Annotated in this window: 22 protein-coding genes; 4 read left to right on the forward strand and 18 right to left on the reverse strand. The window is 69.3% G+C overall.

What is annotated here, in order from left to right; genetic code table 11:
• The first annotated feature begins 143 nt into the window (after positions 1-143).
• Entirely contained in the window at positions 144-1166 is a 1023-nt protein-coding gene (locus tag OV427_RS31315; RefSeq protein ID WP_267859871.1) for a DUF481 domain-containing protein, read from the forward strand.
• A gap of 83 nt (positions 1167-1249) precedes the next feature.
• Here OV427_RS31315 and OV427_RS31320 read toward each other — a convergent pair whose 3' ends face one another.
• From OV427_RS31320 to OV427_RS31400, 17 genes are all read right to left on the reverse strand, one after another.
• On the reverse strand, positions 1250-1693 hold the full coding sequence (locus OV427_RS31320) for a cytochrome C oxidase subunit IV family protein (protein WP_164002892.1): 444 nt from the start codon (positions 1691-1693) through the stop codon (positions 1250-1252).
• A gap of 14 nt (positions 1694-1707) precedes the next feature.
• Entirely contained in the window at positions 1708-2376 is a 669-nt protein-coding gene (locus tag OV427_RS31325; RefSeq protein WP_267859872.1) for a cytochrome c oxidase subunit 3 family protein, read from the reverse strand.
• Complete coding sequence (gene ctaD / locus OV427_RS31330) at positions 2366-4036, reverse strand: cytochrome c oxidase subunit I (RefSeq protein ID WP_267859873.1); 1671 nt, start codon at positions 4034-4036, stop codon at positions 2366-2368. Before ctaD ends, OV427_RS31325 begins: the two co-directional genes overlap by 11 nt.
• Entirely contained in the window at positions 4020-5066 is a 1047-nt protein-coding gene (coxB, locus tag OV427_RS31335) for a cytochrome c oxidase subunit II (protein WP_267859874.1), read from the reverse strand. The genes ctaD and coxB overlap by 17 nt, the downstream gene beginning before the upstream one ends.
• Positions 5063-5941 (reverse strand): SCO family protein, encoded by an 879-nt coding sequence (locus OV427_RS31340; protein ID WP_267859875.1) that lies wholly within the window; start codon positions 5939-5941, stop codon positions 5063-5065. Before OV427_RS31340 ends, coxB begins: the two co-directional genes overlap by 4 nt.
• Positions 5942-5977: 36 nt before the next feature.
• Positions 5978-6457, reverse strand: coding sequence for a hypothetical protein (locus OV427_RS31345; RefSeq protein WP_267859876.1), 480 nt, complete (start codon positions 6455-6457; stop codon positions 5978-5980).
• Positions 6454-7686 carry a hypothetical protein gene (locus OV427_RS31350; RefSeq protein ID WP_267859877.1) on the reverse strand — a complete coding sequence of 411 codons (1233 nt, stop codon included), beginning with the start codon at positions 7684-7686 and terminating at the stop codon, positions 6454-6456. Before OV427_RS31350 ends, OV427_RS31345 begins: the two co-directional genes overlap by 4 nt.
• On the reverse strand, positions 7683-8249 hold the full coding sequence (locus OV427_RS31355; protein ID WP_267859878.1) for a c-type cytochrome: 567 nt from the start codon (positions 8247-8249) through the stop codon (positions 7683-7685). The genes OV427_RS31350 and OV427_RS31355 overlap by 4 nt, the downstream gene beginning before the upstream one ends.
• Positions 8246-8791: a DUF3341 domain-containing protein gene (locus OV427_RS31360; RefSeq protein ID WP_267859879.1), complete on the reverse strand. Its 546-nt coding sequence runs from the start codon at positions 8789-8791 to the stop codon at positions 8246-8248. The genes OV427_RS31355 and OV427_RS31360 overlap by 4 nt, the downstream gene beginning before the upstream one ends.
• Positions 8792-8795: 4 nt before the next feature.
• Positions 8796-10208, reverse strand: coding sequence for an NrfD/PsrC family molybdoenzyme membrane anchor subunit (gene nrfD / locus OV427_RS31365; RefSeq protein WP_267859880.1), 1413 nt, complete (start codon positions 10206-10208; stop codon positions 8796-8798).
• A gap of 2 nt (positions 10209-10210) precedes the next feature.
• Positions 10211-13411, reverse strand: a complete 3201-nt coding sequence (locus OV427_RS31370; protein ID WP_267863511.1) for a TAT-variant-translocated molybdopterin oxidoreductase — start codon at positions 13409-13411, stop codon at positions 10211-10213.
• The gene (locus tag OV427_RS31375; protein WP_267859881.1) at positions 13408-14070 is read right to left on the reverse strand and encodes a cytochrome c3 family protein; all 663 of its coding nucleotides are present in this window, start codon (positions 14068-14070) and stop codon (positions 13408-13410) included. The genes OV427_RS31370 and OV427_RS31375 overlap by 4 nt, the downstream gene beginning before the upstream one ends.
• Positions 14071-14593: 523 nt before the next feature.
• Positions 14594-14956 (reverse strand): HNH endonuclease, encoded by a 363-nt coding sequence (locus OV427_RS31380; protein ID WP_267859882.1) that lies wholly within the window; start codon positions 14954-14956, stop codon positions 14594-14596.
• A 1-nt stretch (position 14957) separates the two neighbouring features.
• Positions 14958-15611 (reverse strand): ligase-associated DNA damage response endonuclease PdeM, encoded by a 654-nt coding sequence (gene pdeM, locus OV427_RS31385; protein ID WP_267859883.1) that lies wholly within the window; start codon positions 15609-15611, stop codon positions 14958-14960.
• A complete protein-coding gene (locus OV427_RS31390; protein WP_420718373.1) occupies positions 15581-18004 on the reverse strand; it encodes a ligase-associated DNA damage response DEXH box helicase in 2424 nt (807 codons plus the stop codon). The genes pdeM and OV427_RS31390 overlap by 31 nt, the downstream gene beginning before the upstream one ends.
• Positions 18005-18182: 178 nt before the next feature.
• Complete coding sequence (locus tag OV427_RS31395; RefSeq protein ID WP_267859885.1) at positions 18183-19778, reverse strand: ATP-dependent DNA ligase; 1596 nt, start codon at positions 19776-19778, stop codon at positions 18183-18185.
• 3 nt (positions 19779-19781) lie between these two features.
• A complete protein-coding gene (locus OV427_RS31400) occupies positions 19782-20795 on the reverse strand; it encodes a ligase-associated DNA damage response exonuclease (protein ID WP_267859886.1) in 1014 nt (337 codons plus the stop codon).
• Between the two features lie 204 nt (positions 20796-20999).
• Between OV427_RS31400 and OV427_RS31405 the strand changes: the two genes are divergently transcribed.
• The 3 genes from OV427_RS31405 to OV427_RS31415 are packed head-to-tail and all read left to right on the forward strand — an operon-like array spanning position 21000 to position 24008.
• Entirely contained in the window at positions 21000-21932 is a 933-nt protein-coding gene (locus tag OV427_RS31405; protein ID WP_267859887.1) for an SH3 domain-containing protein, read from the forward strand.
• Positions 21933-21954: 22 nt separating this feature from the next.
• A complete protein-coding gene (locus tag OV427_RS31410) occupies positions 21955-23448 on the forward strand; it encodes an anthranilate synthase component I family protein (RefSeq protein ID WP_267863512.1) in 1494 nt (497 codons plus the stop codon).
• A complete protein-coding gene (locus OV427_RS31415; RefSeq protein ID WP_267859888.1) occupies positions 23445-24008 on the forward strand; it encodes an anthranilate synthase component II in 564 nt (187 codons plus the stop codon). Before OV427_RS31410 ends, OV427_RS31415 begins: the two co-directional genes overlap by 4 nt.
• A 3-nt stretch (positions 24009-24011) precedes the next feature.
• On the opposite strand, the gene OV427_RS31420 is transcribed toward OV427_RS31415, so the two are convergent.
• Positions 24012-24638: a histidine phosphatase family protein gene (locus OV427_RS31420; protein WP_267859889.1), complete on the reverse strand. Its 627-nt coding sequence runs from the start codon at positions 24636-24638 to the stop codon at positions 24012-24014.
• Positions 24639-24707 lie beyond the last annotated feature (69 nt).

Here is a 24707-nt window from a genome sequence, read left to right on the forward strand (position 1 = left end):
ACAGCAGGGTGGACAGCAGCAGGAGTCGGGCGGGGTTCAAAGGGCCTCCTCGGGGCTCCGAGAAGGCCAGAATTAATCACGGAGGCATTGAATCACGGCCCTCCTTTGGAGCAGGAAGGGTCGCCTCAGAACTGGAGACCCCGATGCTTTCCGCCGCGCTGTTGATTGCCACCTCCCTGCAGGCCCAGGTGCCTGCCCCCACCACTCCCGCACCCACCGCTCCCCGGGCCGCCCCGGTGTCCGAGCCCGCTCCCGCGCCAGCCAGCGCGGAGGAGCGCGCGGCCGCCGCCGCCGAGCGCGCCGCCGCCGCCGCCGAGCGCGCCGCCGAGGCCAGCGCCCGTGCCGCGGAGGCCGCCGAGCGCGCGGCCACCGCCGCCGCGGGCCAGCCGGCCGCCGCGCCTGTCGCCGCCGCACCTGCTCCCGAGGCCGCACCCGCGCCCGCCGCGAAGGCGGACGTGTGGGACGTCACCCTGGGCGCGGGGCTCATCTCCATCACGGGCAACGCCTCCACCTTCACCTTCAGCGGCCTGGCCAGCGCGCAGCGCAAGACGGAGCACTGGATCTACGCCGTCAAGGCGTACAGCTCCTACGGCCGCAGCCGCCCGCCCGAGCTGGAGGGTGAGGAGGCCGTCTCGCAGGTGGTGGCGCTCAACGCGGGCGCGGAGTTGCGCGGCGACCGGCGCTTCACCCAGGTGCTCAGTGGCTATGCGCTGATTGGCGCGGAGACGGACCACGTGAAGAGCGTGGAGTCGCGCACCTTCGGCGAGGGCGGTCTCGGCATCCTCTGGTGGGACGAGAAGTCGAAGGAGGGCAAGGAGTCCTACCTCCGCACCGACGCCGCCTTCCGGTACGCCTACGAGACGCGCTTCCAGTACTACCCCGAGCGCCTGGATTTGGAGGACGTGGACCTGGGCGGCCCCCGCTTCGGCGCGGCGTTCCGCTACAGCGTCAACGAGCATGTCCTCTTCAAGGAGGACGTGGAGGTGCTCATCAGCGTCATCGGCGACTCGCGCGTGCTGGCCAGCAGCCAGACGCAGCTGTCGGTGGGACTGACGGACGCGCTCTCTCTGGCTGCCGGCTTCCTCGTGAAGACGGACAGCGAGCCGCCCGCCGGCAAGGTGTCCACCGACACGGCGCTGTCCCTCAACCTCGAGGTGAAGCTGTAGCCCGCAAAAGCAACGCGGCGCCGGGGAAGTCCCTCGGCGCCGCGCGGGGTGGGGCGGTGAGCCCCGAAGTCCTCGGAGGCCGGTCAGTGGCCTTCGGACTGCTCGTGGGAGCCGTGGCTCCGCACGCCGCCGCCGAAGCGGCCTTCCTTCACGTTGGCGCCGATGTCCGGCGGCTGCAGGTCGCTGTACTGCGAGCCCGGGGGGTTGGAGCCCCGGAAGCGCGTGCCCAGGTCCAGCAGCGGCACTGCCAGCATCAGCAGCACGAAGAGGATGGACACGCTGAACACCAGGCGGTTGGCGCCCCGGTGGTCGATGAGGTGCATGAAGTACAGCGTCACCAGCGTGCCCTTCACCGTGGCGATGACGAGCGCCAGCACCAGGCCGAAGCTGGGCAGGTGCATGCGGCCGGTGATGACGGTGACGAGCGTCAGCACCAGGAGCACGCCCCAGATGAGCCAGTAGCGGCCCGCCCCGTGGTGCTCCTCCATGTTGTGCGCTTCCTGACGGGATTCGTTGGCGATGGCCATGGTCTATGAATCCTTCAGACGAGGTACAGCATCGGGAACAGGAAGATCCACACCAGGTCGACGAGGTGCCAGTACATGCTGCCCAGCTCGACCATGGTGTAGTTGTTGGGGCCGAAGTCGGCCCGCCGCATCGCGCGCACCATGGAGAACGTCAGCACCACCATGCCGATGATGACGTGGAGGCCGTGCAGCGCCGTCGCGCAGAAGTACACCGTGAAGTACATCGGCGCGCCCGGCAGCTGGATGCCCTCGTAGAAGTAGTACCGGCCCGGCAGCGTCCCGATGTGGAACTTGTGCGAGTACTCGAAGTACTTGATGACGAGGAAGCCCACGGCCATCAGCAGCGTGAGGAAGATCTGGATGGCCACCATCTTGTTCTTCCCCTCCTTCGCGTAGTGCACCGCGAGCGCCGCGGTGAGCGAGGAGGTGATGAGGACGATGGTGTTCACCGTGCCCATCGTCAGGTCCAGGCTCCGGCTGCTGGCCGCCCACGCTTCCGGGAAGAGGAAGCGGTAGCAGCCGTAGCAGATGAAGAGGCCTGCGAAGAGCAGGATTTCCGTCGCCAGGAACAGCCACATGCCCAGCCGGGCCGCGTGGTTCTGCACCTCGAGCGACGCGAAGTGCATGGCGAGCCGGGGGACGGGGGCCACCGTCCCGTCGGCGGTGGAAGCACTAGACTGCATCGGGCACCTCGGCCTTCTTCGGATCCACGTAGAAGTGGGGCTCCTCGGGGTAGGTCGGCTGCGGACCCACGAAGTTGTGGGTCGGCGGCGGGGACTCGGTCAGCCACTCGTAGCCCTTGCTGCGCCACGGGTTCTTTCCGGCCGCCCGCCCGTAGAACAGGGCGTACGTCAGGTAGCAGGCGATGATGACGAAGCCGAACGCCAGCAGGGACGCGCCCGCCGTGGAGGCCACGTTGAGCGCCTGGAAGCGCTCCGGGTACTCGTAGTAGCGGCGCGGCATGCCGTTGTTGCCCAGGAGGAACTGGGGGATGAACGTGGCGTTGAACCCGAGGATGATGAGCGCCGCGGACACCAGGCCCCAGCCCTCGTGGTACGTGCGCCCGAACATCTTCGGGAACCAGTAGTGGAGCGAGGCCAGGAAGGCCATGATGGTCGCTCCCACCATGATGAAGTGGAAGTGCGCCACCACGAAGTAGGTGTCGTGCCAGGGGACGTCCAGCGACACCGTGCCCAGGGCGATGCCCGTCATGCCACCGAACACGGTGAAGAACAGGAAGCCGCAGAAGTAGGCGAAGGGCGTCTTGAAGTCGACGGCGCCCTTGTAGACGGTGCCCACCCAGTTGAAGACCTTGATGGCGGTGAACACGCCCACCAACATGGTCAGCACGCCGAACAGACCACCGACGAAGGTGGACTGGCCGGACACGAACATGTGGTGGCCCCAGGCGAAGAAGCCGACGAAGGCGATGCCGAGGCTGGAGTACGCCACCGCGCGGTAGCCGAAGATGTTCTTCCGGCTGAAGGCGGCCACGATTTCACTCATCACGCCGAAGGCCGGCAGCACCATGATGTACACGGCCGGGTGGCTGTAGAACCAGAACAGGTGCTGGAAGAGCACCGGGTCGCCGCCGCGGGCCGGGTCGAACATGCCGAACCCGAACAGGTTCTCCACCGTCACCAGCACCAGCAGCAGGCCAATCACCGGCGTGGCCAGCACCTGGATGCAGCTGGTGGCGTAGATGGCCCACACGAACAGGGGCATCTTGAACCAGGTGATGCCCGGCGCCCGCATGGTGTGGACGGTGACGATGAAGTTGATGCCCGTGACGATGGAGCTGAACCCGATGATGAAGGCGCCGAAGAGCACGGGCGCCACCGTCGTCGTCGTGTGCGTGCTGTAGGGCGCGTAGAACGTCCACCCGGTGTCGAGGCCGCCGTTGAGCATGCCCCACAGCGCCAGCATGGCGCCGGCCAGGTAGATGTAGAGCGACAGCAGGTTCAGCCGGGGGAAGGCCACGTCCTTGGCGCCCAGCATCAGCGGCAGCATGAAGTTGCCGAAGACGGCCGGAATCGCCGGAATCATGAAGAGGAAGATCATGACCAGGCCGTGGAGCGTGAACGTACGGTTGTACGTCATCGCGTCCATGATGGTCGGACCGGGCGTGAGCAGCTCCACCCGGATGAGCAGCGCGAAGATGCCGCCCACCAGGAAGAAGAGCAGGACCCAGAACAGGAACATGAGCCCGATGCGCTTGTGGTCCACCGTCAGCAGCCACGACTTGATGGTGGTGCCGTCGACCAGGTAGTTCGGGTGGTGGTCGTGGTGCTCGTCGTGCGCGGGAGCCGCGCCCGGGGAGGCGATGCTACTGGATGGCGTCATAGGCGGGTCCCTCGGAAGCGCCCTCGCGAACGTTCGGAGTGCGCAGCGACTTGATGTACTCGACGATGGCGGCCGTCTCCGGGCCCTGCAGCTTGCCCTGGTAGGTCGGCATCACGTTCTGGTAGCCCGCCACCAGGTGGGCGCCCGGGTCCATCATCGACTGGGTGATGTAGGCCTCGTCCACGCGGATGTCCTGCCCGTCGTCGAGCTTCTCCACGCGGTCATACATGCCGAGGAAGGTGGGGCCGATGTGCTTCGAGCCGTCCACCGAGTGGCACTTGAGGCAGCCCTCGCTGCCCGCGAGCACCTGCCCCTGCTCCACCATGCGGGCCACCGGCGGCACCAGCGAGGTATCCGCAAGCGCGTCCTGACGGTCCTGCAGGCGGCCGCGGCGCTGGTCCTTGATCCACACGTCGTACTCCTCCTGGGGGAGGACCACGACCTCGGCCAGCATCTTCGAGTGCGACAGGCCGCAGTACTCGGTGCACAGCACCTGGTACGTGCCCGGCTTGGTCGCCTCGAACCAGATCTGCGTGTAGCGACCCGGCAGCGCGTCCTGCTTGATGCGGAACGACGGCACGTAGAAGGAGTGCAGCACGTCCCGGGACGTGATGAGCAGGCGCACCGGACGGTTGGCCGGGACGTGAAGGACATTCACGCCGTTGGGGCCCTCCGGGTACGCGAACTTCCACATCCACTGCTTGCCCATGACGTAGACGTCCATCGCGTCCTTGGGCGGCGTGGTGACCCAGGTGAAGTCCCGGAAGCCGATGCCGAACCAGGCCAGGAAGAACACCAGCGGCACGGAGACGAAGAGGAACTCCGTCTTCAGCGTGGGAACGACGTACTCCGTCGCCTGGGCCGGGAGGCGGCGACGGTACCGGAAGAACATGAACAGGGCCGCCAGGCCGACGCCCGCCGACATCACCATCGTCGTACCGACGACGAAGTGATGCAGCATGTCGACCCGTTCCGCGAACGTGGATGCGGCCTCCGGGAGGAACAGGATGTTGTTGAGAAGCTCGCTCATGCCGCCGCGCCTTTCTTCAGCTCGCGCCTCCAGAAATAGATCAGCATCGTCGCCAGGGCGCAGAACACCAGCGTGCCGCCCAGGCGGATGAACCCGAAGATGTAGAATCCGTACCGCTTGCTGGCGGTGTCATACTTGAAGCAGGACATGACGACGCGGTCGAAGCTGGTACCCACGCGGCCCCCGGCCGCCTCCAGCAACGCGAGCTTCATGTCCTTGGGAGGAAAGGTCACTCCGTAGAGGTACCGGGAGATGCTTCCCTCGGGGGTGATGACCTGCACCACCGCGGGGTGGCCGTACTGCTTGGTGCCTGTGTCGTACGTGTACTTGAAGCCCACCGCGTCCGCGAGCCGGTGGACTTCCGCGTCCGTCCCGATGAGGAAGTGCCAGGGCGCGCGCTCCGGCTTGCCCATGGACTGGAGGTGACGCCGGCGGCGGTTGAGGCTCTCCGCCGGGGTGTCCTCGGGGTCGATGCTGACCGTCACCGCCTCGTAGTCCTCGCCCAGCTCCAGCCCCAGTTCCTGCATGGCCTTCACCTGGCCATTGAGCACCAGGTTACAGAGCATGGGGCAGTTGTAATACACGAGCGTCAGCAGGGTGGGCTTCGTCTTGGACAGCACCTCACCCAGCTTCACCTCGCGCCCGTCTTCGTTCGTGAAGCGCGCGTCCAGGGGGAGCGGGTCCCCCAGGTGCTCCTCCACGTCCACCCCCTTCACCGGAGGCGGCAGGTCCCGCTGGGCCTCGATGATGGCGCGGGGCGTCTTGCCGGCACCGGGCATGGCGGACGCGGACAGCGCGGTGCCAAGCACCAGCGCCGCCGTGAGCAGTCCCAGTCTGGCGGCGCGTGGGTGGAAGTGGGAGAGAGCGGGCTTCATGGCAGGACGGCTCTTACGCCAGGGGGAAGGCGGATGCTACTGCCTCGGTGACGCAGGGGTCCCCGGGGCGGGGGGCGTCGTCGGGGGCGTCTGCGGGGCAGGCGACGGAGGGGTGGGAGGCGGGTTGCGCGCCTCGTGGATGACCCGGTCCATGGCCTCGTCGAGGGTGGGGTGGGCCTTCACGCCGGGCTGGTCACCCCAGCCGGCGCCGAGCGACTGGTGCTGGCCGCTCAGCTTGTCCACTGCGTGCCAGTCCTGTTCGAAGAGGCGCTGGTTGACGATGCCAACCTCGTACTGCCCCATGGCGGCGGGACGCGGCGGCGGGCCGTCCGGCTGGATTTCCTCCATCGTCCGGACCTGGATGCGCCAGGCCCAGAGGATGCCAACGAGGAAGATGATGAGAGAGCCCACGCCGATGCCGACCACCTTGCCCATGACGAGGTGGTCTTCCTCGGCCGACACACCGTGCGCGCCGACGATGACGCGCGACTCGAGCTCCGACTGGGTCTTCTTCATGGCTGCACGTACCTCAGGGACTCGGCGATGTAGGGGTCCTTCACCGGGAGCGTGAAGCGGTTGCGAGCCTGCATGAGCGCGAAGCCCACCGAAATGCCGCCCACCCCGAGGAACGCCGTCACCAGCGTCCAGTGGAAGGTGGGGCCGGCCGAGCCCGTCAGCGCGGGCCACACCAGCCAGTACAGGTCCACCGCGTGGATGGCCAGGATGTAGACGGCCACCACCGCCAGCTTGCGCGGCTGCAGCTTCAGGTTGCGCGACAGCAGGATGAAGAAGGGCAGCAGGAAGTGAAGGAAGAACAGGGCGATGGACAGCGGCCGCCACGGGCCGAAGATGCGCAGGCCGTACCAGGGCGCCTCTTCCGGGATGTTGGCAATCCACACCAGCAGGAACTGGGAGAAGGCGATGTAGGCCCAGAACGCGGTGAAGGCGAGCATCAGCTTGCCGAGGTTGTGGAAGTGGTCGAGCTTCACGACGCTGCCGTAGAGGTTGGCACCCTGGGCGTTGACGGTGACGACGGTCAGCACGCAGAAGGCCGCCAGGAAGCTGCCGGCGAAGTAATAGACGCCGAAGATGGTGGACTGCCAGAGCGGCGTGAGGCTCATCAACCAGTCGAAAGAAGCGAAGGTGATGGTGAGCGCAAGGAACGGCAGTGCACCCGGAGAGAACCGGCGCTGCTTCACCGTGAGGTCCAGCTCGCCCGTCTCGTCCTGCTTCAGGCTCCACGAGCGCAGGCGCCAGGACACGAAGGCCCACACGCCGAAGTAGATGACCTGGCGGAAGTAGAAGAAGGTCGGGTTGAGGTAGCCGTGCTGCTTGTGCGCCAGGTGCTCGACCTCGATGCCGTGGATTTCATTGGCCAGGTGCGAGCCCGGCCACCACGGGTACAGGTCCTTCATCATGGCCAGCAGCGGCAGGAACAGCACGATGAAGATGGGCACCGAGGCGGCGGCCGTCTCCATGGTGCGGCGCAGGACGATGAGCCACTTCGCCTTGGCCGTGTGGAAGATGGCCACCATGATGAGGAAGGCGACGCTGATGCCCAGCCAGTAGACGAAGGCGATGAGGTAGCTGTGCGAGGCCTCACCCTTGGCGTCGGTGGCGAAGTAGCCGGCGAGCGTGGCCAGCAGGCCCAGGGCGCCCAGGCCGAACGCGGGCACCATCAGCTTCGGGGTGGCGGTGTAGCGCGCGTAATCCGAGGCGCGCGCGGTGGTGACGGGGGGACTCATCGGTTCTCCTGCGGAACGGGCTGCTGCCCATCCGAGCGCGTGTTGCGGGCCGCCTGGAGGGCGCGCACGTAGGCGACCACGGCCCAGCGCTCGTGCACGTCGAGCTCACCCGAGAAGGACGGCATCACGCCGTAGCCCTCGTTGATGGCGGCGTAGAAGTGACCCGCCGGCTTGCCCTGCAGCTCCAGCAGGGACGGCGGCAGGCGCAGCGCCATGTTCTCCGCGACGATGCTGTTGCCGTCGCCGAGCACGCCGTGGCACTGCGAGCAGACGATGTTGTACTTCTTCTGACCGAGGGTCAGCAGCTTCTTGTCCACCTCGACGGGGATGTTGCTGACCATCGTCCCGTTGGTGCGGCCGGTGCTGAGGCCGGGGTTGCCCACCGGGCGCTCACGCGGCACGGTGCCCGCGGGGGGCGTGCGCATGGCGCGGCCGTCCGCCCAGAAGTCGGACGCCTCGTAGTACTCGTACTTCGCCTGCACCTCCATGCGCTGGAGGAACTCGGAGGGGACGTCGCAGCCCTGGAGCGCGACGAGTCCGGCGGCGGGGATGAGCCACCTCATTCCTTCTCTCCCGTGACGAGGGTCACCTGGGTGGCGCCCAGGGCCTTGAGCTGATCCATGACGGCGGTGGCGTCCTGTCCCGTCGCCTGCGGCACGCTCAGCCAGTAGCCGTGCGTGGACGCGCTGCGGAAGGCGTCGGACTCGAAGACGGGGTGGTAGGGCTGCGGCAGCCGGCTGAGCGCGAGCAGGCCGAAGAAGATGCCGAACGCGGCGAACAGCACGCTCAGCTCGAACGTAATCGGCACCCACGCGGGCAGCGACAGCAGGGGGCGGCCGCCGATGTTGAGCGGGTAGTCGTACGTGTTCATCCACGTCTGCATCGCGATAGCGGTGGTCAGGCCGGTGAGGCCGCCGCCCAGCGCGATGAAGGGCACGCGCGAGGGGGGCAGACCCAGGGCCTCCGAGCCGCCGTGCAGCGGATACGGGGAGTAGGTGTCCATCCCCTGGAAGCCCTTTTCCCGCATCTGACGGGTGGCATCCACGAGGGAGTCTGGCGTGGCGAACTCGGCCAGGACCCAGGATTCGAGGGCTGTGGCTTCCATGGCTCTAGTGCGCTCCGTGGGTGTCGTGAGCGTTGAGGTGGGCGGCGTGCTTGAGCTCCAACTGCAGCTCCTTCACCTCGCTCACCGCGACCGCGGGCACGAACTTCAGGAAGAGGAGGAACAGGGTCCCGAACAGGCCCAGGGTGCCGACGTAGATGCACCAGTCCACCCAGGTGGGGGTGTAGATGGCCCACGACGAGGGGAGGAAGTCCTGGCTGAGCGAGGTCACGATGATGATGAACCGCTCGCACCACATGCCGATGTTCACCATGATGGAGGCCACCCACATGATGGGGATGCTGGTGCGGCACTTCTTGAACCAGAAGATGTTCGGGGTGATGACGTTGCAGGCAATCATCAGCCAGTACACGCCGGCGTAGGGCCCGGTGGCGCGGTTCACGTAGAAGGTCCAGAGCTCGTACTGGTTCTGCGAGTACCAGGCGACGAAGTGCTCCATCATGTACCCGTAGGACACGAGGAGGCCCGTCGCCAGGATGACCTTGTTCATGTTCTCCAGGTGGCGCTCCGTAATCACGTCACGCAGGCCCAGGTACTTGCGGGCCGGAACCATGAGCGTGATGACCATCGCGAAGCCGCTGAACACGGCGCCGGCCACGAAGTAGGGCGGGAAGATGGTCGCGTGCCAGCCGGGAATCAGCGACACGGCGAAGTCGAAGGAAACGATGGTGTGCACCGAGACCACCAGCGGCGTGGAGAGGCCGGCCAGCAGCAGGTACCCAATCTTGTAGTTGTGCCAGTGCCGCCCGGAGCCGCGCCAGCCGAGGCTGAACATGCCGTAGACGACCCGCTGGATCTTCGTCTTGGACGAGTCACGCAGGGCGGCCAGGTCCGGGATGAGGCCCACGTACCAGAACAGCGCGGACACCGTGAGGTACGTGGAGATGGCGAACACGTCCCACACCAGCGGCGAGCGGAACTGCGGCCACGCGCCCAGGGTGCTGGGGTAGGGGAACAGCCAGAAGGCGAACCAGGGACGGCCGGTGTGCAGCAGCGGGAAGAGGCCCGCGCACATGACGGCGAACAGCGTCATGGCCTCCGCGAAGCGGTTGATGCTCGTGCGCCACTTCTGCTGGAAGAGCAGGAGGATGGCGGAGATGAGCGTACCGGCGTGACCGATACCGACCCACCAGACGAAGTTGATGATGTCGAAGGCCCAGCCGACGGGCTGGTTGTTGCCCCACACGCCGATGCCGCGGGCCAGCGTGTAGGTGACGCCGATGACGAGCAGGCCGAGGGCGCTGAGCGTCATGCCGAAGAGCATGAACCAGCCCTTGCCCGGCTTGGCCCAGACGTGGGCCAGGAGCGTCTCGTTGAGCGACGCATCGTCGTGGTGCGGCGCGACGAGGTGCCGCGGCTCGAGCGGGTCGAGCGGAGCGGTGATAGCAGTCTCTGCCATGACTAGTGGCTCCCTTCGGTGGCCGCCGGCGTCTTGGCGGGCTCGAGGGCGGGGTTGGGGTTACGGACGCGGATGAGGTGCGCGGTGCGCGGGCGGGTGCCCAGCTCGTGCAGCAGCTTGTAGGCGCGCTCGTCCTCGTGCAGCTGCGTGACGCGCTGCTGCTTGTCGTTGAGGGAGCCGAAGGTGATGGCCTGCGTGGGGCAGGTCTGCTGGCAGGCCGTCAGCAGCTCCTTCTCCTGGATGAGGCGCTTCTCCACCCGGGCGCTGATGCGCGTGCGCTCGATGCGCTGGACGCAGTACGTGCACTTCTCCATCACGCCGCGGTTGCGCACCGTGACGTCCGGGTTCATCAGCATCTTCTCGGTGGACGTCTTGCCCGACGTGTAGTGCAGGTAGTTGAAGCGGCGGACCTTGTACGGGCAGTTGTTGGAGCAGTACCGCGTGCCGACGCAGCGGTTGTACACCATGTCGTTGAGGCCCTCGTCCGAGTGCACGGTGGCGTTCACCGGGCACACGTACTCGCAGGGGGCCTTCTCGCAGTGAACGCACATGATGGGCTGCATGACCATCTTCGGGTCGTTCTCGGAGCCCTCGAAGTAGCGGTCGATGCGCAGCCACTGCATCTCACGGCTGCGGGCCACCTGCTCCTTGCCCACGACGGGGATGTTGTTCTCCGCCTGGCAGGCCACCACGCACGCGCTGCAGCCGGTGCAGCGGGACAGGTCGATGGCCATGCCCCACTTGTAGCCGTTGCCGTAGTCGAACCCGGGCAGGTTGTCCTGGATGCCCGGCTTCAGCTCGCCCTTGACGCGCTCGAGGATGTGCTCCGTCTCCTTCGAGGGGTGCGCCAGCTCGGTCACCGGCATGTCCAGCGCGATGGGGCGGCCTTCCATGCGCCAGTGCGTCTGGGTGAGGCTGAACTTGTAGCTGCCGCGTGCCTTGGTCAGCGTGGCGCCACCGTCGAACCAGGGCGCGGCGGCGCGGCGCAGGACGTTGGCGTTGAAGCCGACACCCTTGGCCACCACCTCATGCAGGCCGTTGCGGCCGTAGCCCAGCGCCACCGTCACGGTGCCGTCGGCGAGGCCCGGCGTGGTCCACACCGGCACGGACAGCTTCTGGCCGCCGTAGCTCAGCTCGGCCATGGCGCCGGGCTCGAGGCGCAGGTCCTTGGCCGTCTGCGGGCTGATGAGGGCGGCGTTGTCCCAGACCATCTTGGTGATGAGGTCGGGCAGTTCCTGCAGCCACGCGCTGTTGCCGAAGCGGCCGTCGAAGACCTTGTAGTCGTGGACGAAGTTCAGCTCGAGCTCGTTGGCCGCCGGGGCCGCGGGCGGGTTGTAGCCCGACACCAGGGACGTGGCGGCGCCGAAGTCCGGCGCGCCCGAGGCCGCGGGGGAGGCGGTGCCGGCGATGATGCCCTCGGACACCCACGTCTCCCAGCGGGACTCGAAGTCCGCCTGGCCCGTGGCCTGGCCCTGCCAGTACTCGCGCAGCATCTGGTACGCGGGGCGGTAGGGCTCGTTCAGGAACAGCGCCAGCAGCTCGGACTCCGGCACGCCGTTGAAGAGCGGCTGGATGAGCGGCTGCGCAATGGACACGGTGCCGTCCACCGCGCGGCCGTCGCTCCACGACTCCAGCGGGTGCGCCGCGGGGACGAACCAGTCCACGTACTGGCTGGTCTCGTCCTCGTAGAGGCCCGTGTAGAGCACGGACAGCTTCGCGCGGTCCGGGTTGGTGGCGGGGTTGAGCAGCTCCGCCAGGCCCGCGTCGGACGGCAGGGCGTAGAGCGGGTTCCACGAGGTGATGACCAGCGTGTCCACGCGGCCGGCCTTGATGTCCTCCACCAGGGCGCGCACCTGGGCGAGGCCGAAGGGCTCCGCCACGGGGGCCTGCACGTAGTGCACGGTGGTGCCGACGTTGCCGAGGGCCGCGTTGATGGCGTGCGCCAGGACGTGGACCGCGGCGGGCTGACGCTCGCCGGCGATGACCAGGGTGCGGCCGGACTTCGCCGCGCGCAGGTCGCCGACCACCGCCTGGATCCAGGCGGTGGCCTTCTGGACTTCCTCGGAGGCACCACGCAGCTGCGCCTTGCCAGCGGTGGCGGAGGCCAGCGAGGCGGCCGGGCCACCGACGGCCTGGGCCACGGCGGCGGCGACGGCGAGCACTTCCGCCGACTTCACGCGCAGGCGATGGTCCGCCATGCCGCCGGTGATGGTGAAGCGGGCCTCGGCCGCGTAGAGGCGGTTGAGGGGGCCGTTCTTCGGGTCGCGGCGGTCCGCGAACTGGCGGGCGTAGGTGAGGTTGGCGGGACGGCTCTCCAGGAAGTCCGCGTCCAGCGACAGGACGACGTCCGCCTGGGAGAAGTCGTAGCGGGCGGAGACGGGCTGGTTGCCGAAGAGGGCGCGGGTGGCCTCGGTCTCCGCGTCCTGCGTCATCGCCGTGTAGCTGTAGAAGCGCGCGTTGGGCAGCTTCTTCAGGATGCTGTTGCGCAGGCCGCCCATCATCGGCGAGTTGCCGGGCTCGGTGAGGAAGCGCAGGCGGGCGCCACCGTCGGCGGGGGCAGCCTTGTTCACCAGGTTGGCGACGTCCTCGGCCAGCACGCGCAGGGCGCGGGGGCTCTTGCCCTGCCGCAGCACGCGGGCGCGGTTCGGGTCATAGAGCGAGAGGAGGTACGCCTGCTCCCAGACGCCGGCGGCGCCCTGGTTGACGGGGTGCTGCGGGTTGCCCTCGATCTTGATGGGGCGACCCTCGCGGGCGGTGATGAGCAGACCGGAGGTGTGGCCGGCCAGCGTCATGCCGGACGCGTAGTGCAGCGGGTTGCCCGGGGCGACCTCGGGCGGCGTCTTGGTGTACGGCAGCAGGCGCTCGTCCTGGGGACGGGTGCTGCAGGCCGTGGCGCCGGCCAGGGCGAGCGACGCGCCCAGCAGCTGCATGAATTCGCGGCGCACGAAGCCGGTGGGGGCCAGGTCCGCGCCGACGGGGAACTCGGGGCGGGTCTCCTCGAGGTACTCGGAGGTGCCGAGCTTCTCCTCGAGGCTGCGCCAGTAGGTCCGGCCGTAGCCGGGCTCGGTGGCGGAGGCGTTGGCGGCGGCGTGCTCCAGGGCCTCACCGACGGCGTCAGCCGCGGGGGCGGGCCGGTCCGAGACGACCGGGAGCGCGAAGGAGGAAGTATCCTGCGACGGGACGCCGTCGCGCTTCGTGTTCATCGGTGGCATGTGGAGCAGCTCGTGCGCGAGTGGACGTCGTACTCTTCCTTCAGCTTCTGACCGAGCGCGGCGGCCTCGGCCTTGTCCGCGGGCGGCGCCCAGGTCATCGAGGTGATGAACTCGGCCGGGCGCAGGTTGGGCTCGGGGTTGCGGTGGCAGTCCAGACACCAGGCCATCGTCAGCGGCGCGTGCTGCTCGACGGCGCCCATCTGGTCGATGCGGCCGTGGCAGGTGGCGCAGCCCACGCCCTTGTTCACGTGGATGGCGTGGTTGAAGTAGACGAAGTCCGGCAGGTTGTGGACGCGGACCCAGGGGATGGGCTGGTCGGAGAAGAAGGCCTTGCGCACCTCGACGAGGTACGGGCTCTTGTTCCACACCTGGGCGTGGCAGGACATGCACACGGTGGTGGAGGGGATGCCCGCGGAGGGCGCCTTCTCCACCGTCCAGTGGCAGTACCGGCAGTCGATCTGCTCGTCACCCGCGTGATGGCGGTGGTCGAACTCGATGGGCTGCTCGACGGGCATCTGCTGGTTGGTGACGTACGGCGAGCGTACGTAGGCCATGAGGCCGCCGATGCCGATGGCGGGCACGGCGAGGAGCGCCGCGGCGGACAGCCGCGACACCGTGTTCGTCCAGCGTGGGAAGAGAGGGCCGCTCATACCAGGACCATGGGCAAGGGGGCTTCAGCGACAGCGGTGACAGGAGGGCTAAAGGAGGCGCGAGCGTGGCGGGGCGCTGAGGGCGGAGGGGCGATCCCGGCCCCGATGGGGCGGGCGGGCGGAGGCTCCTGGCGCACGGAATCCGAAGCAGTCACGTCCAACGAAACCTCTATGAGAATGCCGTGGGCGGGGCCCTCCTCCTTCTCCCAGCCCTGACGCGGCGCGGGACCATCGGGCATCGCTTCGGCAGTGTCAACCATTCTGATGTTGCGACTCTGATGTTGAGACAGCCGGATACCACTTCCGCTCGCGGAGGCGGAAAGTCGCGGGTCCGAGGCGATGAATCTCTCTTCTACGGGGCGGAAGCGGCGTTTGAGCGGCACGCGCGCGGGCGATCACTCCACCCGGTTTCTCCCTCGAAGCGGACCCGCTGGAGCCCGGGCGTACGCAGCGTGTGAAGCTGAACGGAGCGCTACAGGCCATGACAGAGGAGGTCATCCGCGCCATGAGCAGCGCGTCGCCCTCACTCCGCGTCTTCGCCGTCCGGCTCACGCCAGCGCTCGCGGCGGCGGGCCAGCAGCCGCTCCACCAATTCACGAGCGCGTGCGTCACGGTGGTACTTCACGTCGTGCCGGCTCTTGCCCTGGTTGCAGCGGGCGCAGGCCAGGCCCAGGTTGGACGGCGCGTCCGTGCCGCCGGCGGTCTGCGGGAGGATGTGCTCGATGGTGGCGCGGCTGATGGGCTCGCCATCCAGGCCCACCACGAGGTGGGCGTTGCAGTGGAGGCACTTGCCCAGCCAGGCCTCGCGGCCGCGGTGCTCGGTGCGCTCGAAGGTGCTGTCAGTGGCGATGATGCCGAGGATGCGACGGCGCTTGGCGGTGCTCATCCTACACCTCGACCACGGCGGGTTCGGCGATGGCGAAGACGCGCTCGCCGGGGCGGGGGGAGACATCGAGCCCGCCGGTGAAGGCGCTGAAGGCGGGCAGTACGCCCACGTCGCGGCCCACATGGAAGCAGGGCAGACGGAGCCTGTCTGCTCCGCCGGACAGGCGCACCATGGGATGGAGGTGGCCCGCCCACACGTAGCGGCCGGGCGCGGGCTCCGGGTGGTGGGCGAAGCGGAAGGGGCCCTCGTCGGCGTGGGACTCCAGGACTTCGAGGCGCCACTCCGGGGGGAGCGTCTTCACATGGCGGTCGTGGTTGCCGCGTACCAGCACCAGCTCCACGCTGGCGTGGGACTCGCGCCAGACGGCGAGCCGCTGGACGAGGGCGGGCGTGAGGCCCTGGCGGGAGTGGATGAGGTCGCCCAGGAGGAGCAGGCGGCGGGCACCGGTGGCGGACAGCGCGGCGGACAGGCGCGCGAGGTCATCCTCCAGCACGCCGCCGGGCAGGGGGATGCCGTGCTGCTGGAAGCTCTCCGTCTTGCCCCAGTGCAGGTCCGCGACGGCCAGGATGCCTGCCTCGGGCCAGTGCAGGGCGCGCTCGGGGAGCAGCTCCAGGAGGGTGCCGCCTACGCGGACTTGGCATCTTCTCGCGTCCATCGCTCCTTCAGGCGCTCCACGCGCTCCAGCAGGGACTCATTGGAGACGCTGGCGCTGATGCGCTCGACGACGAGCGGGAAGCCCAGCGGGGTGGGCCTGCGCACGTGGACGAACTCCACGGGACTCTTCTCCAGGCGCTCCAGCGTGCGGCCCAGGCGGCCCTGCTCGAATTGCTGCTCCAACACCTCGCGGCGGGCCTGGACGAGGAGCAGGTTGTCCGGGTCGTACTTGAGGAAGACGTCATAGAGGAGCGCCGCGCTGGCCTGCACCTGCCGCGTCGACCTGCTCGCCCCGGGCAGCCCCGGCAGCACCAGACCCGCCACGCGGGCGATGTCGCGGAACTGCCGCTTCGCGAGCTCGCTCACGTTGACGCTCTCCAGTACGTCCTCCACCAGACGTTCGCGGGTGAAGAGGGCGGGGCGCAGCGCCTCCTCGAAGGGAAAGGGCGCCGCCGTGAGCAACTCCAGGCCGTAGTCATTCACCGACAGGCTGAAGGTGGCCTTCTGGAGGCGCGTGAGGCGCAGGGCGAGCAGGGCCGCCAGCCCCTCGTGCACCAGCCGGCCCTCGAAGGGGTAGAGGAAGAGGTGATGGCCGTCGCGTGTCTCGCACGTCTCCGCGAGCAGCGAGCCCGCGGCGGGGATGCGCGACAGCCGCTCCTGGGCCTCCAGCACGGGCCAGGCGGCGGCCAGCTCGTCCGTGGTGACGTCCCCGTGGCGCGCGGAGTCCAGGGTGCGGCGCACGGCATGGGCCAGCGAGCTGGACAGGGGCAGGCGGCTGCCATTCCAGCGCGGCGTCTGCGTGGCCTTCGCCTTCGCGGGCTTCACATAGGCCGTCATGTCCTTGAATCGGCTGAACTCCAGCCGCTTGCCCGCGAAGAGGAAGGTGTCCCCGGGGCGCAGCCGGCTGATGTACGCCTCCTCGACGTTGCCCAGCTTCCCGCCGCTCCAGTAACGCAGTTGCACCACCGCGTTGGACGTAATCGTGCCGATGTTGAGGCGGTGCAGGCGGCCGATGCGTGCGTCCGCGATGACGAAGCGGCCCTCGTGCTCCACCACGCGGCGGAACTCCGGATAGGCGCGCAGGGTGGGGCCGCCCTCGCGCACCAGGGCGAGCGTCCACTCGAACTCCTCGTCGGTGAGGCCGGCGTAGGCGGCCGCGGTGCGCACCTCGTCGCGCAGCGCGTCGCGCGTGAAGCCGCCGCCCAGGGCACACGTCACCAGGTGCTGCGCGAGCACGTCCAGCGGCTTGCCCGGCGGCGTGCGCGGCTCCACCTCGCGGCGGAGGATGGCGTCCCTGGCGGCGGCCATCTCCACCAACTCCAGCGCGTGCGTGGGGACGAAGAGGATGCGACACGTGGCGCCGGGACGGTGGGCGCTGCGGCCGGCGCGCTGCATCGTCCGGCCGATGCCCTTGGGGCTGCCCACCTGCACCACGCGCTCCACGGGGCCGAAGTCCACGCCCAGGTCCAGCGACGACGTGCACACGACGATGCGCAGCCCGCCGTCCTTGAGGCCCGCCTCCACGCGCTCGCGCTCCTCGCGGTCGATGGAGCCGTGGTGCAGGGCGATGAGGTGCTCCCACTCCGGGCGGGCGAAGCGCAGGCCCTCGAACCAGCGCTCCGCCTGCGAGCGCGTGTTGGTGAAGACGAGCGTGGACTGCTCCGGGTCCAACCACGCGGCCACGCGCGCCAGCATGGTGAAGCCCAGGTGGCCGGACCAGGGGAAGCTGTCCACCGAGTCCGGCAGCAGCGTGTCCACCTCCACCGGGCGCTCCAGGTCCGCGCTCACCAGCGTCGGCACGCGGCCGGTGCCCACGACGTGGCGCGCGGCCTCGTCCAGGTTGGCCAGCGTGGCGGACAGCGCCCAGGTGCGCACCTCCGGGGCGAAGCGGCGCAGGCGGGCCAGGGCCAGCTCCAGTTGCGTGCCCCGCTTCGAGCCGAGCAGCTCGTGCCACTCGTCCACGATGACCGAGCGCAGCGATGCGAACAGCTCCGCGGCGCGCTCGTTGGACAGGAGGACGGAGAGGGACTCCGGCGTGGTGATGAGCACCTCGGGCAGGCGCTCTCGCTGGCGCTGGCGCACGGAGGACGACGTGTCACCGGTGCGGCTCTCCACGTCGAGGTCCGCGCCCAGCACGCGCAGCGGCTCCAGCAGGGCCTTCTCCACGTCACGCGACACCGCGCGCAGCGGCGTCACGTACAGGACCTGGAGTCCCTTCTGGCCGCGCTCCGCCACGTCCGCGAGCGGGCCGATATAGGCCGCGTAAGTCTTCCCAGCGCCCGTGGGCACGTGGATGAGGCCGCTGTCTCCGCGCGCGTACGCGGCCCAGGCCTCCTCCTGGAACGCGTAGGGCGTCCACCCCTTCGACGCGAACCAGCCGCGCAGCCGCTCCATGGGCGTGCCCGTCAGCGGCGCAGTGGTGGCCCCGGTGCCCTCGGCGGCCCTGCGGCGCCGCACCGTGCGCCGCTTCTTCTTCGCCGGCGGGCCCTGCATGGCGGGGGCGCCGCCGCCCTCGTTGCCGGAGCGCAGCGCCTTGCGGCGGGCGGCAATCTGCGCCCTCAACGTGCGCGACCTACCCGCGGGCATCGAGCAGCTCCTTCAGTGTGTCCAGCGTGTCCGCGTCCTGGGGCTTCTTGTCCGTGCGCCAGCGGGCGATGCGCGGGAAGCGCAGCGCCACGCCCGACTTGTGGCGCGGCGAGGCCTGGATGCCCTCGAAGTGCAGCTCGAAGACCTGCTCCGGCTCCACCGAGCGCACCGGTCCGTACTTCTCCTTCGTGTGCGCGCGAATCCACCTGTCGAGCCGGCCAATCTCCTCGTCCGTGAGGCCGGAGTACGCCTTCGTCACCGGCTGCAGCTCCGTGCCGTTCCACACCGCGAAGGTGTAGTCGGTGTACAGCGACGAGCGCCGGCCGTGGCCCGGGTGCGCATAGAGGAGCACCGCGTCCACGGTGAACGGGTCAATCTTCCATTTCCACCAGTCGCCCCGCTTGCGCCCGGTGAGGTACGCGGAGTCGAGGCGCTTGAGCATGAAGCCCTCGACGTTGCGCTCGCGGGCCTCGCCCCGCACCTTCGCCAATTCCTCCCATGACGCCGCCTGCACCGACGGGGAGAGGGGGAAGCGCGGCCGGTCCTTCAGCAGCGCCTCCAGCTTCGCGCGCCGCTCGCGCAGCGGCAGCTCGCGCACGTCCTTCCCGCCCAGCTCCAGCAGGTCATAGACGATGAAGGCCGCGGGAGCTTCCGCGAGCACCTTGGGCGTCAGCTTCTGCCGGCCGATGCGCCGCTGGAGCAGCGCGAAGGGCAGGGGTTTGCCGTCCTCGTAGGCCAGCACCTCGCCGTCCAGCACCGTGCCCTCGGGCAGCGCGGCGGCGGCGTCGCTGATTTCGGGGAAGCGGTCGGTGATGAGCTCCTCGCCACGGCTCCACAGGTACACGCCGCCCTGCCGGCGGATGAGCTGGCCGCGAATGCCGTCCCACTTCCACTCCACCTGCCAGTCCGCGAGGTCTCCAATCGACTCCGGTGGCTGCTCCAGCGGCGAGGCCAGGTAGAAGGGGTAGGGCCGCGAGCTGTGCCCGTCCGAGACATCCGGCGACACGAGCTGCTTGAAGAAGGCCGGCGTGGGCGTCCACGTCCCCATCAGCCGGTGCGCCACGCTCGGCGGCGGCAGCCCCGCAACCTGCGCCACCGCGCGAATCACCAGCGTCGCGGAGACGCCCACGCGCAGCTCGCCGGTGAGCATCTTGTTGAGCAGGAACAGCTCCCGCCGGGGCATGGCCTTCCACCACGACACCACGCGCTCGCGCTGCTCCGCGGCGTCCAGGTTCCGCAGCGGCAACAGGCGCTGCTCCAGCCACACGGAGAGGGGCAGTTCCTCGGGCTCGGGCGGGCGCTCGAGCGCGTCCAGCAGCAGGGCAATGACTTCCGCGAGGTCTCCCACGGAGGCGTAGACCTCCTCGAAGAGCCAGCCCGGGATGCCCGTCAACTCCTGCGTCCACCCCACCAACAGCTTCGTGGTGAGCAGCCGCTTCAGCTTCTGGCCCGTGAGGAAATACAGCGCCCACGCCGCGTCCTCGGGAGGGGCTTCCTGGAAGTAGCGCACCAGCGCGTCCACCTTCGCGTTGGTGGACGTCGTCTGGTCCAGCGCTTCGTAGAGGTCCGCCAGTCGCCTCACGCGTCAGTCCTCCGCCTCGCCCTCGAAGGGCGTGGCCAGGGGGGCCGCGTCCACGCCGGAGTCGCGCAGGTAGTGCGCCAGCGGGTCCGTGTAGCCGTGCGTCACCAGCACCCGCTCCGCCTGCGTGTCCGCCACCGTGCGCAAGAGGTCCGGCCAGTCCGCGTGGTCCGACAGCACGAAGCCCCGGTCGAACCCGCGCCTGCGCCGGTTGCCGCGCACCCGCATCCATCCGGACGCGAAGCCCGTCTCGTGCTCGCCGAAGCGGCGCATCCACGTGGAGCCCCCCGCGCTCGGCGGCGCCAGCACCAGCGCGCCCGCGAAGGACGTGCCCTTCTCCACCTCCGACACCAGTTGCGTCGGAATCATGTGCACGCCCGCCTCGCGGTACACCGCCACGAGGCTGTTGAGGGCTCCGTGCACATGGGCCGGCCGGTCCGTCAGCCGCGCCAGTTCCGCGAGGATTCGCTGCGCCTTGCCCAGCGCGTAGCAGAACAGCACCGCGGAGCGCCCCGCCGCGCGGTTGGAATCCCACCACTTCAGGATGTCCTCCGCGACCAGGCGCGTGTCGCCCCAGCGGTAGATGGGCAGGCCGAATGTCGCCTCGGTGATGAAGGTGTTGCAGCGCACCACTTCGAAGGGCGCGCACGTCGGGTCCGGCGCGCGCTTGTAGTCGCCGGAGACGACCCACACCTCGCCCTTGTGCTCGAGGCGAATCTGCGCGCTGCCCAGCACATGGCCCGCGGGGTGGAAGCTGACGGTGACGTCGTTGATGCTCAGGCGCTCGCCGTACTCCAGCGTGTCGATGACAGCGTCCGCGCCCAACCGACGGTGCAGCAGCCCCTCGCCTGCTCGGGCGCCCAGGTAGCGGTGGCTGCCGCCCCGTGCGTGGTCCCCGTGCGCATGCGTGATGAGCGCCCGCTCCACGGGACGCCAGGGGTCGATGTGGAAGCGCCCCGGGGCGCAGTAGAGCCCCTGTGGCGTCACCGTGATGAGCGGAGAGGGATGGGAGGCGCTCAAAGCTTCATTCAGATAGCGAGGCAGCCCGATGGTGGCCACCGGAGGTGTGTGTCCTCCCTACGGACCATTGCCCCCTGGCCTGCCCCTCTGGCACTCACCTGTCACGGGCGTCCCGTGGCCTTGCCTCGGGAATATCCCGTCCCCTTGGACGGCGTTGCCGGACAGGGGATAACACCGGCACCTTCCTCCCCGGATGCCCTCCGCATGACGCCTGCCCTCCTGCTGTCGCTGGCTCTCTCCCAGTCGCCCGAGCTCGAGCTCGAGCTGCACTACACCGCGACGTCGCTGGAGGAGGGGGAGGACGCGTCGAAGCGCACCCTGGACACCTACGACTTCACGCAGTTCGAGCCGTCCGCGAAGAAAGCGGACCTCTACGTGGGCGTGGACGAGGCCAACCTCCGCCAGTCGCCTGGCGCGGACGCGGCCGTCGTCACCACCCTGCCGCTGGGCGCTCCCGTGCGCGTGCTGGAGCGCGGCAAGGAGCGCCTCAAGGTGGGGGAGTACGTCAACCACTGGTACCAGGTGGAATACACGGACGGGAAGGGTGCTGCCTTCAAGGGCTGGCTCTTCGGCAACACGCTCACGCCGTTCCGCCTCGAGGGGGACTTCGACAACGACGGTGAGCAGGAGGTGGCCACCGTGGTGATGAGCTCGGACTTCAAGATTCGCGTCCGCGTCCTGGAGCCGAACGTGAAGCCGCCCCGTCGTGTCAGCAGCGTGGACATCACCCCCGCCGGACAGGGCTATATGAGCGTGGACGGCGGGTCTGCGAAGGTGACGCTCGTCGCGGGGAAGACGGCGGGACTCGCGCTGGTGCAGGTGGACTCCGTGCCCGAGGCGTGCAGCGACTACAGCACCACGTACGTGAGCTACACGGTTCCGGGCGGCAAGAAGGGCGTGCTCGGCAAGGCGAAGCTGGCGCTGGAGGTGGCCGGGCTGGCGGACCCGCCGAACCACTCCTCGTACAAGGTCTCCTTTCAGCCGAAGCAGCAGGGGCTGACGGTGGTGCGGACGAACGTCGAGGAGGACGAGTCCGGCAAGGAAGTGAAGACGACGGAGCGCACGAAGTACAAGCTCGCCGACGGTGTCTTCTCCGAGGTGAAGGCCTCGGGCGCCACGGCGGAAACGAAGCCCTAGAAGGGCAGAGCCAGTCATGAAGATGGATGCACAGGAGCGGAAGTCGGCCTATCGCCAGCTCGCGGAGAAGGGCGAGGCGGTGCCGGTGTCGGTGGAGCTGCCGGCGGACCTGGATACGCCTCTGTCGGCGTACCTGAAGCTGGGCGGAGGCTCGCGCGGCTTCATCCTCGAGTCCTGCTACGGCGGCGAGCGCTTCGGGCGCTACAGCCACGTGGGAGCCCATCCCGCCGGGCGCGTGCGCCTGGACGCCACCGGAGCCACGTTGTGGCGTGGCTCACGCGAGGAGCGCCGCGACGGCAAGCCCCTGGACGTCCTGCGCACGTTGTGGCGCGAGCTGGCCGTGGCCCGGCTCCCCGGCGAGGCCCCGTTCCTGGGCGGACTCGTCGGCTACATGGGCTACCACTGCTTCTCGTGGCTGGAGCCCACCGTGCCGGACCGGCACGCGCGCGATACCTCGTTCCCCGACTCGGAATGGCTGGTGTGCGAGGACTTCGTCACCCATGACTCGCGCACCGGGACGCTCAAGGCCACCGCCATTGCCCGGCCCTCGCTGCACGGCAGCGCGGTCGCGGCGTTGAAGGACGCCGAGGAGCGCGCGCAGGTGCTGGCGGACAAGCTGCTCAAGCCGCTGCCTCCGGAGGCGTACGCGCCCGGCCCGCGCATGCGCGGTGACGCGGCCCCTGTCGCCTGCTGGGACCGCGCCGGCTACGAGGCCGCGGTGGAGCGCGCCAAGGAATACATCCGCGCCGGAGACATCTTCCAGGTGGTGCTCGCGCGGCGCTTCGAGGCGCTCGGTGCGCCGCCGCCGCTGTCGCTCTACCGGGCGCTGCGGCGGGTGAACCCGTCGCCGTACCTCTTCCTGGTGGAGCTGGGCGAGGCGCGCGCGCTGGTGGGCGCTTCGCCGGAGCTGCTCGTGCAGGTGCGCGACGGCGACGTGGTGGTGCGGCCGCTGGCGGGCACCCGCCGTCGTGGCGCCACCGAGGCCGAGGACCTGGCGCTGGAGAAGGAGCTGCTCGCGGACGAGAAGGAGCTGGCCGAGCACGTCATGCTGGTGGACCTGGGCCGCAACGACGTGGGCCGCGTGGCCGCGCCGGGCTCGGTGCGCGTCGAGGACATGAAGGTCATCGAGCGCTACAGCCACGTGATGCACATCGTCTCGCAGGTGCGCGGGAAGCTGGACGCGAAGTACGACGCGCTGGACGCGCTGGCCAGCACGTTCCCCGCGGGCACCGTGTCGGGCGCTCCGAAGATTCGCGCGATGCAGATCATCGACGAGCTGGAGCCTCAGCGGCGCGGGCCGTACGCGGGCGCGGTGGGCTACCTGTCCTTCTGCGGCACGCTGGACGTGGCGATTGCCCTGCGGACCTTCTTCGTGGACGGAGACCGGACGATGTGGACCTCGGGCGCGGGCCTGGTGGCGGACTCGGTGCCGTCGAAGGAGGCGGACGAGACGGAGGCCAAGGCGGGTGCCATGGCCGCCGCGCTGCGGATGGCGCGCGAGGGAGGTGGCCGGTGATTCTCGTCATCGACAACTACGACTCGTTCACCTTCAACCTCGTCCAGTTGCTGTACACGCTGGGCGCCGAGGTGAAGGTGGTGCGCAATGACGACCTGGACGTCGCGGGCGTCGCGGCGACGGGGGCTTCGCACCTGGTGATTTCTCCGGGCCCGTGCACGCCGCATGAAGCGGGCGTCAGCGTGGCGGCCATTGCCCGCTCCCGCGTGCCGGTGCTGGGCGTGTGCCTGGGGCACCAGTCCATTGGCGCGGCGTTCGGCGGCAAGGTGATTCGCGCGCCAGCGCCGGTGCACGGGAAGGCGGCCCAGATTCAGCACGGGAACACGGGCGTGTTCACCGGGGTGAGCCAGGGCTTCACGGCGGCGCGCTACCACTCGCTCATCGTGGACGCGCCCTCGCTGCCCGCGGAACTGGAGGCCACCGCGTGGAGCCAGGACGGCCTCATCATGGCGCTGCGTCACCGCACGCGGCCCGTGGTGGGCTTCCAGTTCCATCCCGAGAGCGTCCTCACCCCCGAGGGGCCGAAGCTGGTGCGCAACTTCCTCGACGGGCGACTGTAGGCATCAGGCGCCGGGGGCTCCCTCGTGGGAGCCCCCGTTGCGCAGGTGCGTCATGTCGTTCCAGGTGACGATGACAGGTTGGGTGCCGTCACCGTCGAGGCTGAGGACGCTGATGGACGCGGTGCCCAGCATGAAGAGGCAGCCACGCTCCGGAGGCAGTCCCAGCCACCGCGCCGCGAGCACCCGCAGCAGGTGGCCGTGGGCGAAGATGAGCACGTCTCCGTTCACCGCGCAGGCGTCCGCGATGACGCCGTCCACGCGGGCGCCCACCTGTGCGGCCGTCTCTCCGTTCGGCACTCCGTCCTTCCACAGCGCCCAGCCCGGACGCTCCGCGCGGATTTCGTCGCCGGTGCGGCCCTCGTAGTCGCCGTAGTCCCACTCCATGAGGTCGGGTCGCCGCTTCGCCACGTCGCCGAAGCCGGCCAGTGCGCACGTCTCGGCCGCGCGGCTCAGGGGGCTCGTCCACACCTCGGCGAAGCGCCATTCCTCGAGCGGCGTCGCGAGCAGCCCGGCCATCTTCCGCCCGTCTTCGAGCAGCGGCACGTCCGTGCGGCCCGTGTGCTGGCCACTCCGGCTCCACACCGTCTCGCCGTGCCGGACGAGCACCACCTGGGGACCTCGGGTCTTCATGGCGCGCATCGTGCCAGACGGCGCCCGGGAGGACTCGCGTCTTCCCTCCAGGAGCGCCCGAGGCCGGAC

Origin of the sequence: Pyxidicoccus sp. MSG2 (genome assembly GCF_026626705.1) — a bacterium.
Taxonomy (GTDB): domain Bacteria; phylum Myxococcota; class Myxococcia; order Myxococcales; family Myxococcaceae; genus Myxococcus.

Excerpts from the sequence above, each read along its gene's own strand:
- OV427_RS31315 (WP_267859871.1), top strand. The coding sequence starts at position 144 with ATGCTTTCCGCCGCGCTGTTGATTGCCACCTCCCTGCAGGCCCAGGTG.
- OV427_RS31320 (WP_164002892.1), bottom strand. The coding sequence starts at position 1,693 with ATGGCCATCGCCAACGAATCCCGTCAGGAAGCGCACAACATGGAGGAG.
- OV427_RS31325 (WP_267859872.1), bottom strand. The coding sequence starts at position 2,376 with ATGCAGTCTAGTGCTTCCACCGCCGACGGGACGGTGGCCCCCGTCCCC.
- ctaD (WP_267859873.1), bottom strand. The coding sequence starts at position 4,036 with ATGACGCCATCCAGTAGCATCGCCTCCCCGGGCGCGGCTCCCGCGCAC.
- coxB (WP_267859874.1), bottom strand. The coding sequence starts at position 5,066 with ATGAGCGAGCTTCTCAACAACATCCTGTTCCTCCCGGAGGCCGCATCC.
- OV427_RS31340 (WP_267859875.1), bottom strand. The coding sequence starts at position 5,941 with ATGAAGCCCGCTCTCTCCCACTTCCACCCACGCGCCGCCAGACTGGGA.
- OV427_RS31345 (WP_267859876.1), bottom strand. The coding sequence starts at position 6,457 with ATGAAGAAGACCCAGTCGGAGCTCGAGTCGCGCGTCATCGTCGGCGCG.
- OV427_RS31350 (WP_267859877.1), bottom strand. The coding sequence starts at position 7,686 with ATGAGTCCCCCCGTCACCACCGCGCGCGCCTCGGATTACGCGCGCTAC.
- OV427_RS31355 (WP_267859878.1), bottom strand. The coding sequence starts at position 8,249 with ATGAGGTGGCTCATCCCCGCCGCCGGACTCGTCGCGCTCCAGGGCTGC.
- OV427_RS31360 (WP_267859879.1), bottom strand. The coding sequence starts at position 8,791 with ATGGAAGCCACAGCCCTCGAATCCTGGGTCCTGGCCGAGTTCGCCACG.
- nrfD (WP_267859880.1), bottom strand. The coding sequence starts at position 10,208 with ATGGCAGAGACTGCTATCACCGCTCCGCTCGACCCGCTCGAGCCGCGG.
- OV427_RS31370 (WP_267863511.1), bottom strand. The coding sequence starts at position 13,411 with ATGAACACGAAGCGCGACGGCGTCCCGTCGCAGGATACTTCCTCCTTC.
- OV427_RS31375 (WP_267859881.1), bottom strand. The coding sequence starts at position 14,070 with ATGAGCGGCCCTCTCTTCCCACGCTGGACGAACACGGTGTCGCGGCTG.
- OV427_RS31380 (WP_267859882.1), bottom strand. The coding sequence starts at position 14,956 with ATGAGCACCGCCAAGCGCCGTCGCATCCTCGGCATCATCGCCACTGAC.
- pdeM (WP_267859883.1), bottom strand. The coding sequence starts at position 15,611 with ATGGACGCGAGAAGATGCCAAGTCCGCGTAGGCGGCACCCTCCTGGAG.
- OV427_RS31390 (WP_420718373.1), bottom strand. The coding sequence starts at position 18,004 with ATGGAGCGGCTGCGCGGCTGGTTCGCGTCGAAGGGGTGGACGCCCTAC.
- OV427_RS31405 (WP_267859887.1), top strand. The coding sequence starts at position 21,000 with ATGACGCCTGCCCTCCTGCTGTCGCTGGCTCTCTCCCAGTCGCCCGAG.
- OV427_RS31410 (WP_267863512.1), top strand. The coding sequence starts at position 21,955 with ATGGATGCACAGGAGCGGAAGTCGGCCTATCGCCAGCTCGCGGAGAAG.
- OV427_RS31420 (WP_267859889.1), bottom strand. The coding sequence starts at position 24,638 with ATGAAGACCCGAGGTCCCCAGGTGGTGCTCGTCCGGCACGGCGAGACG.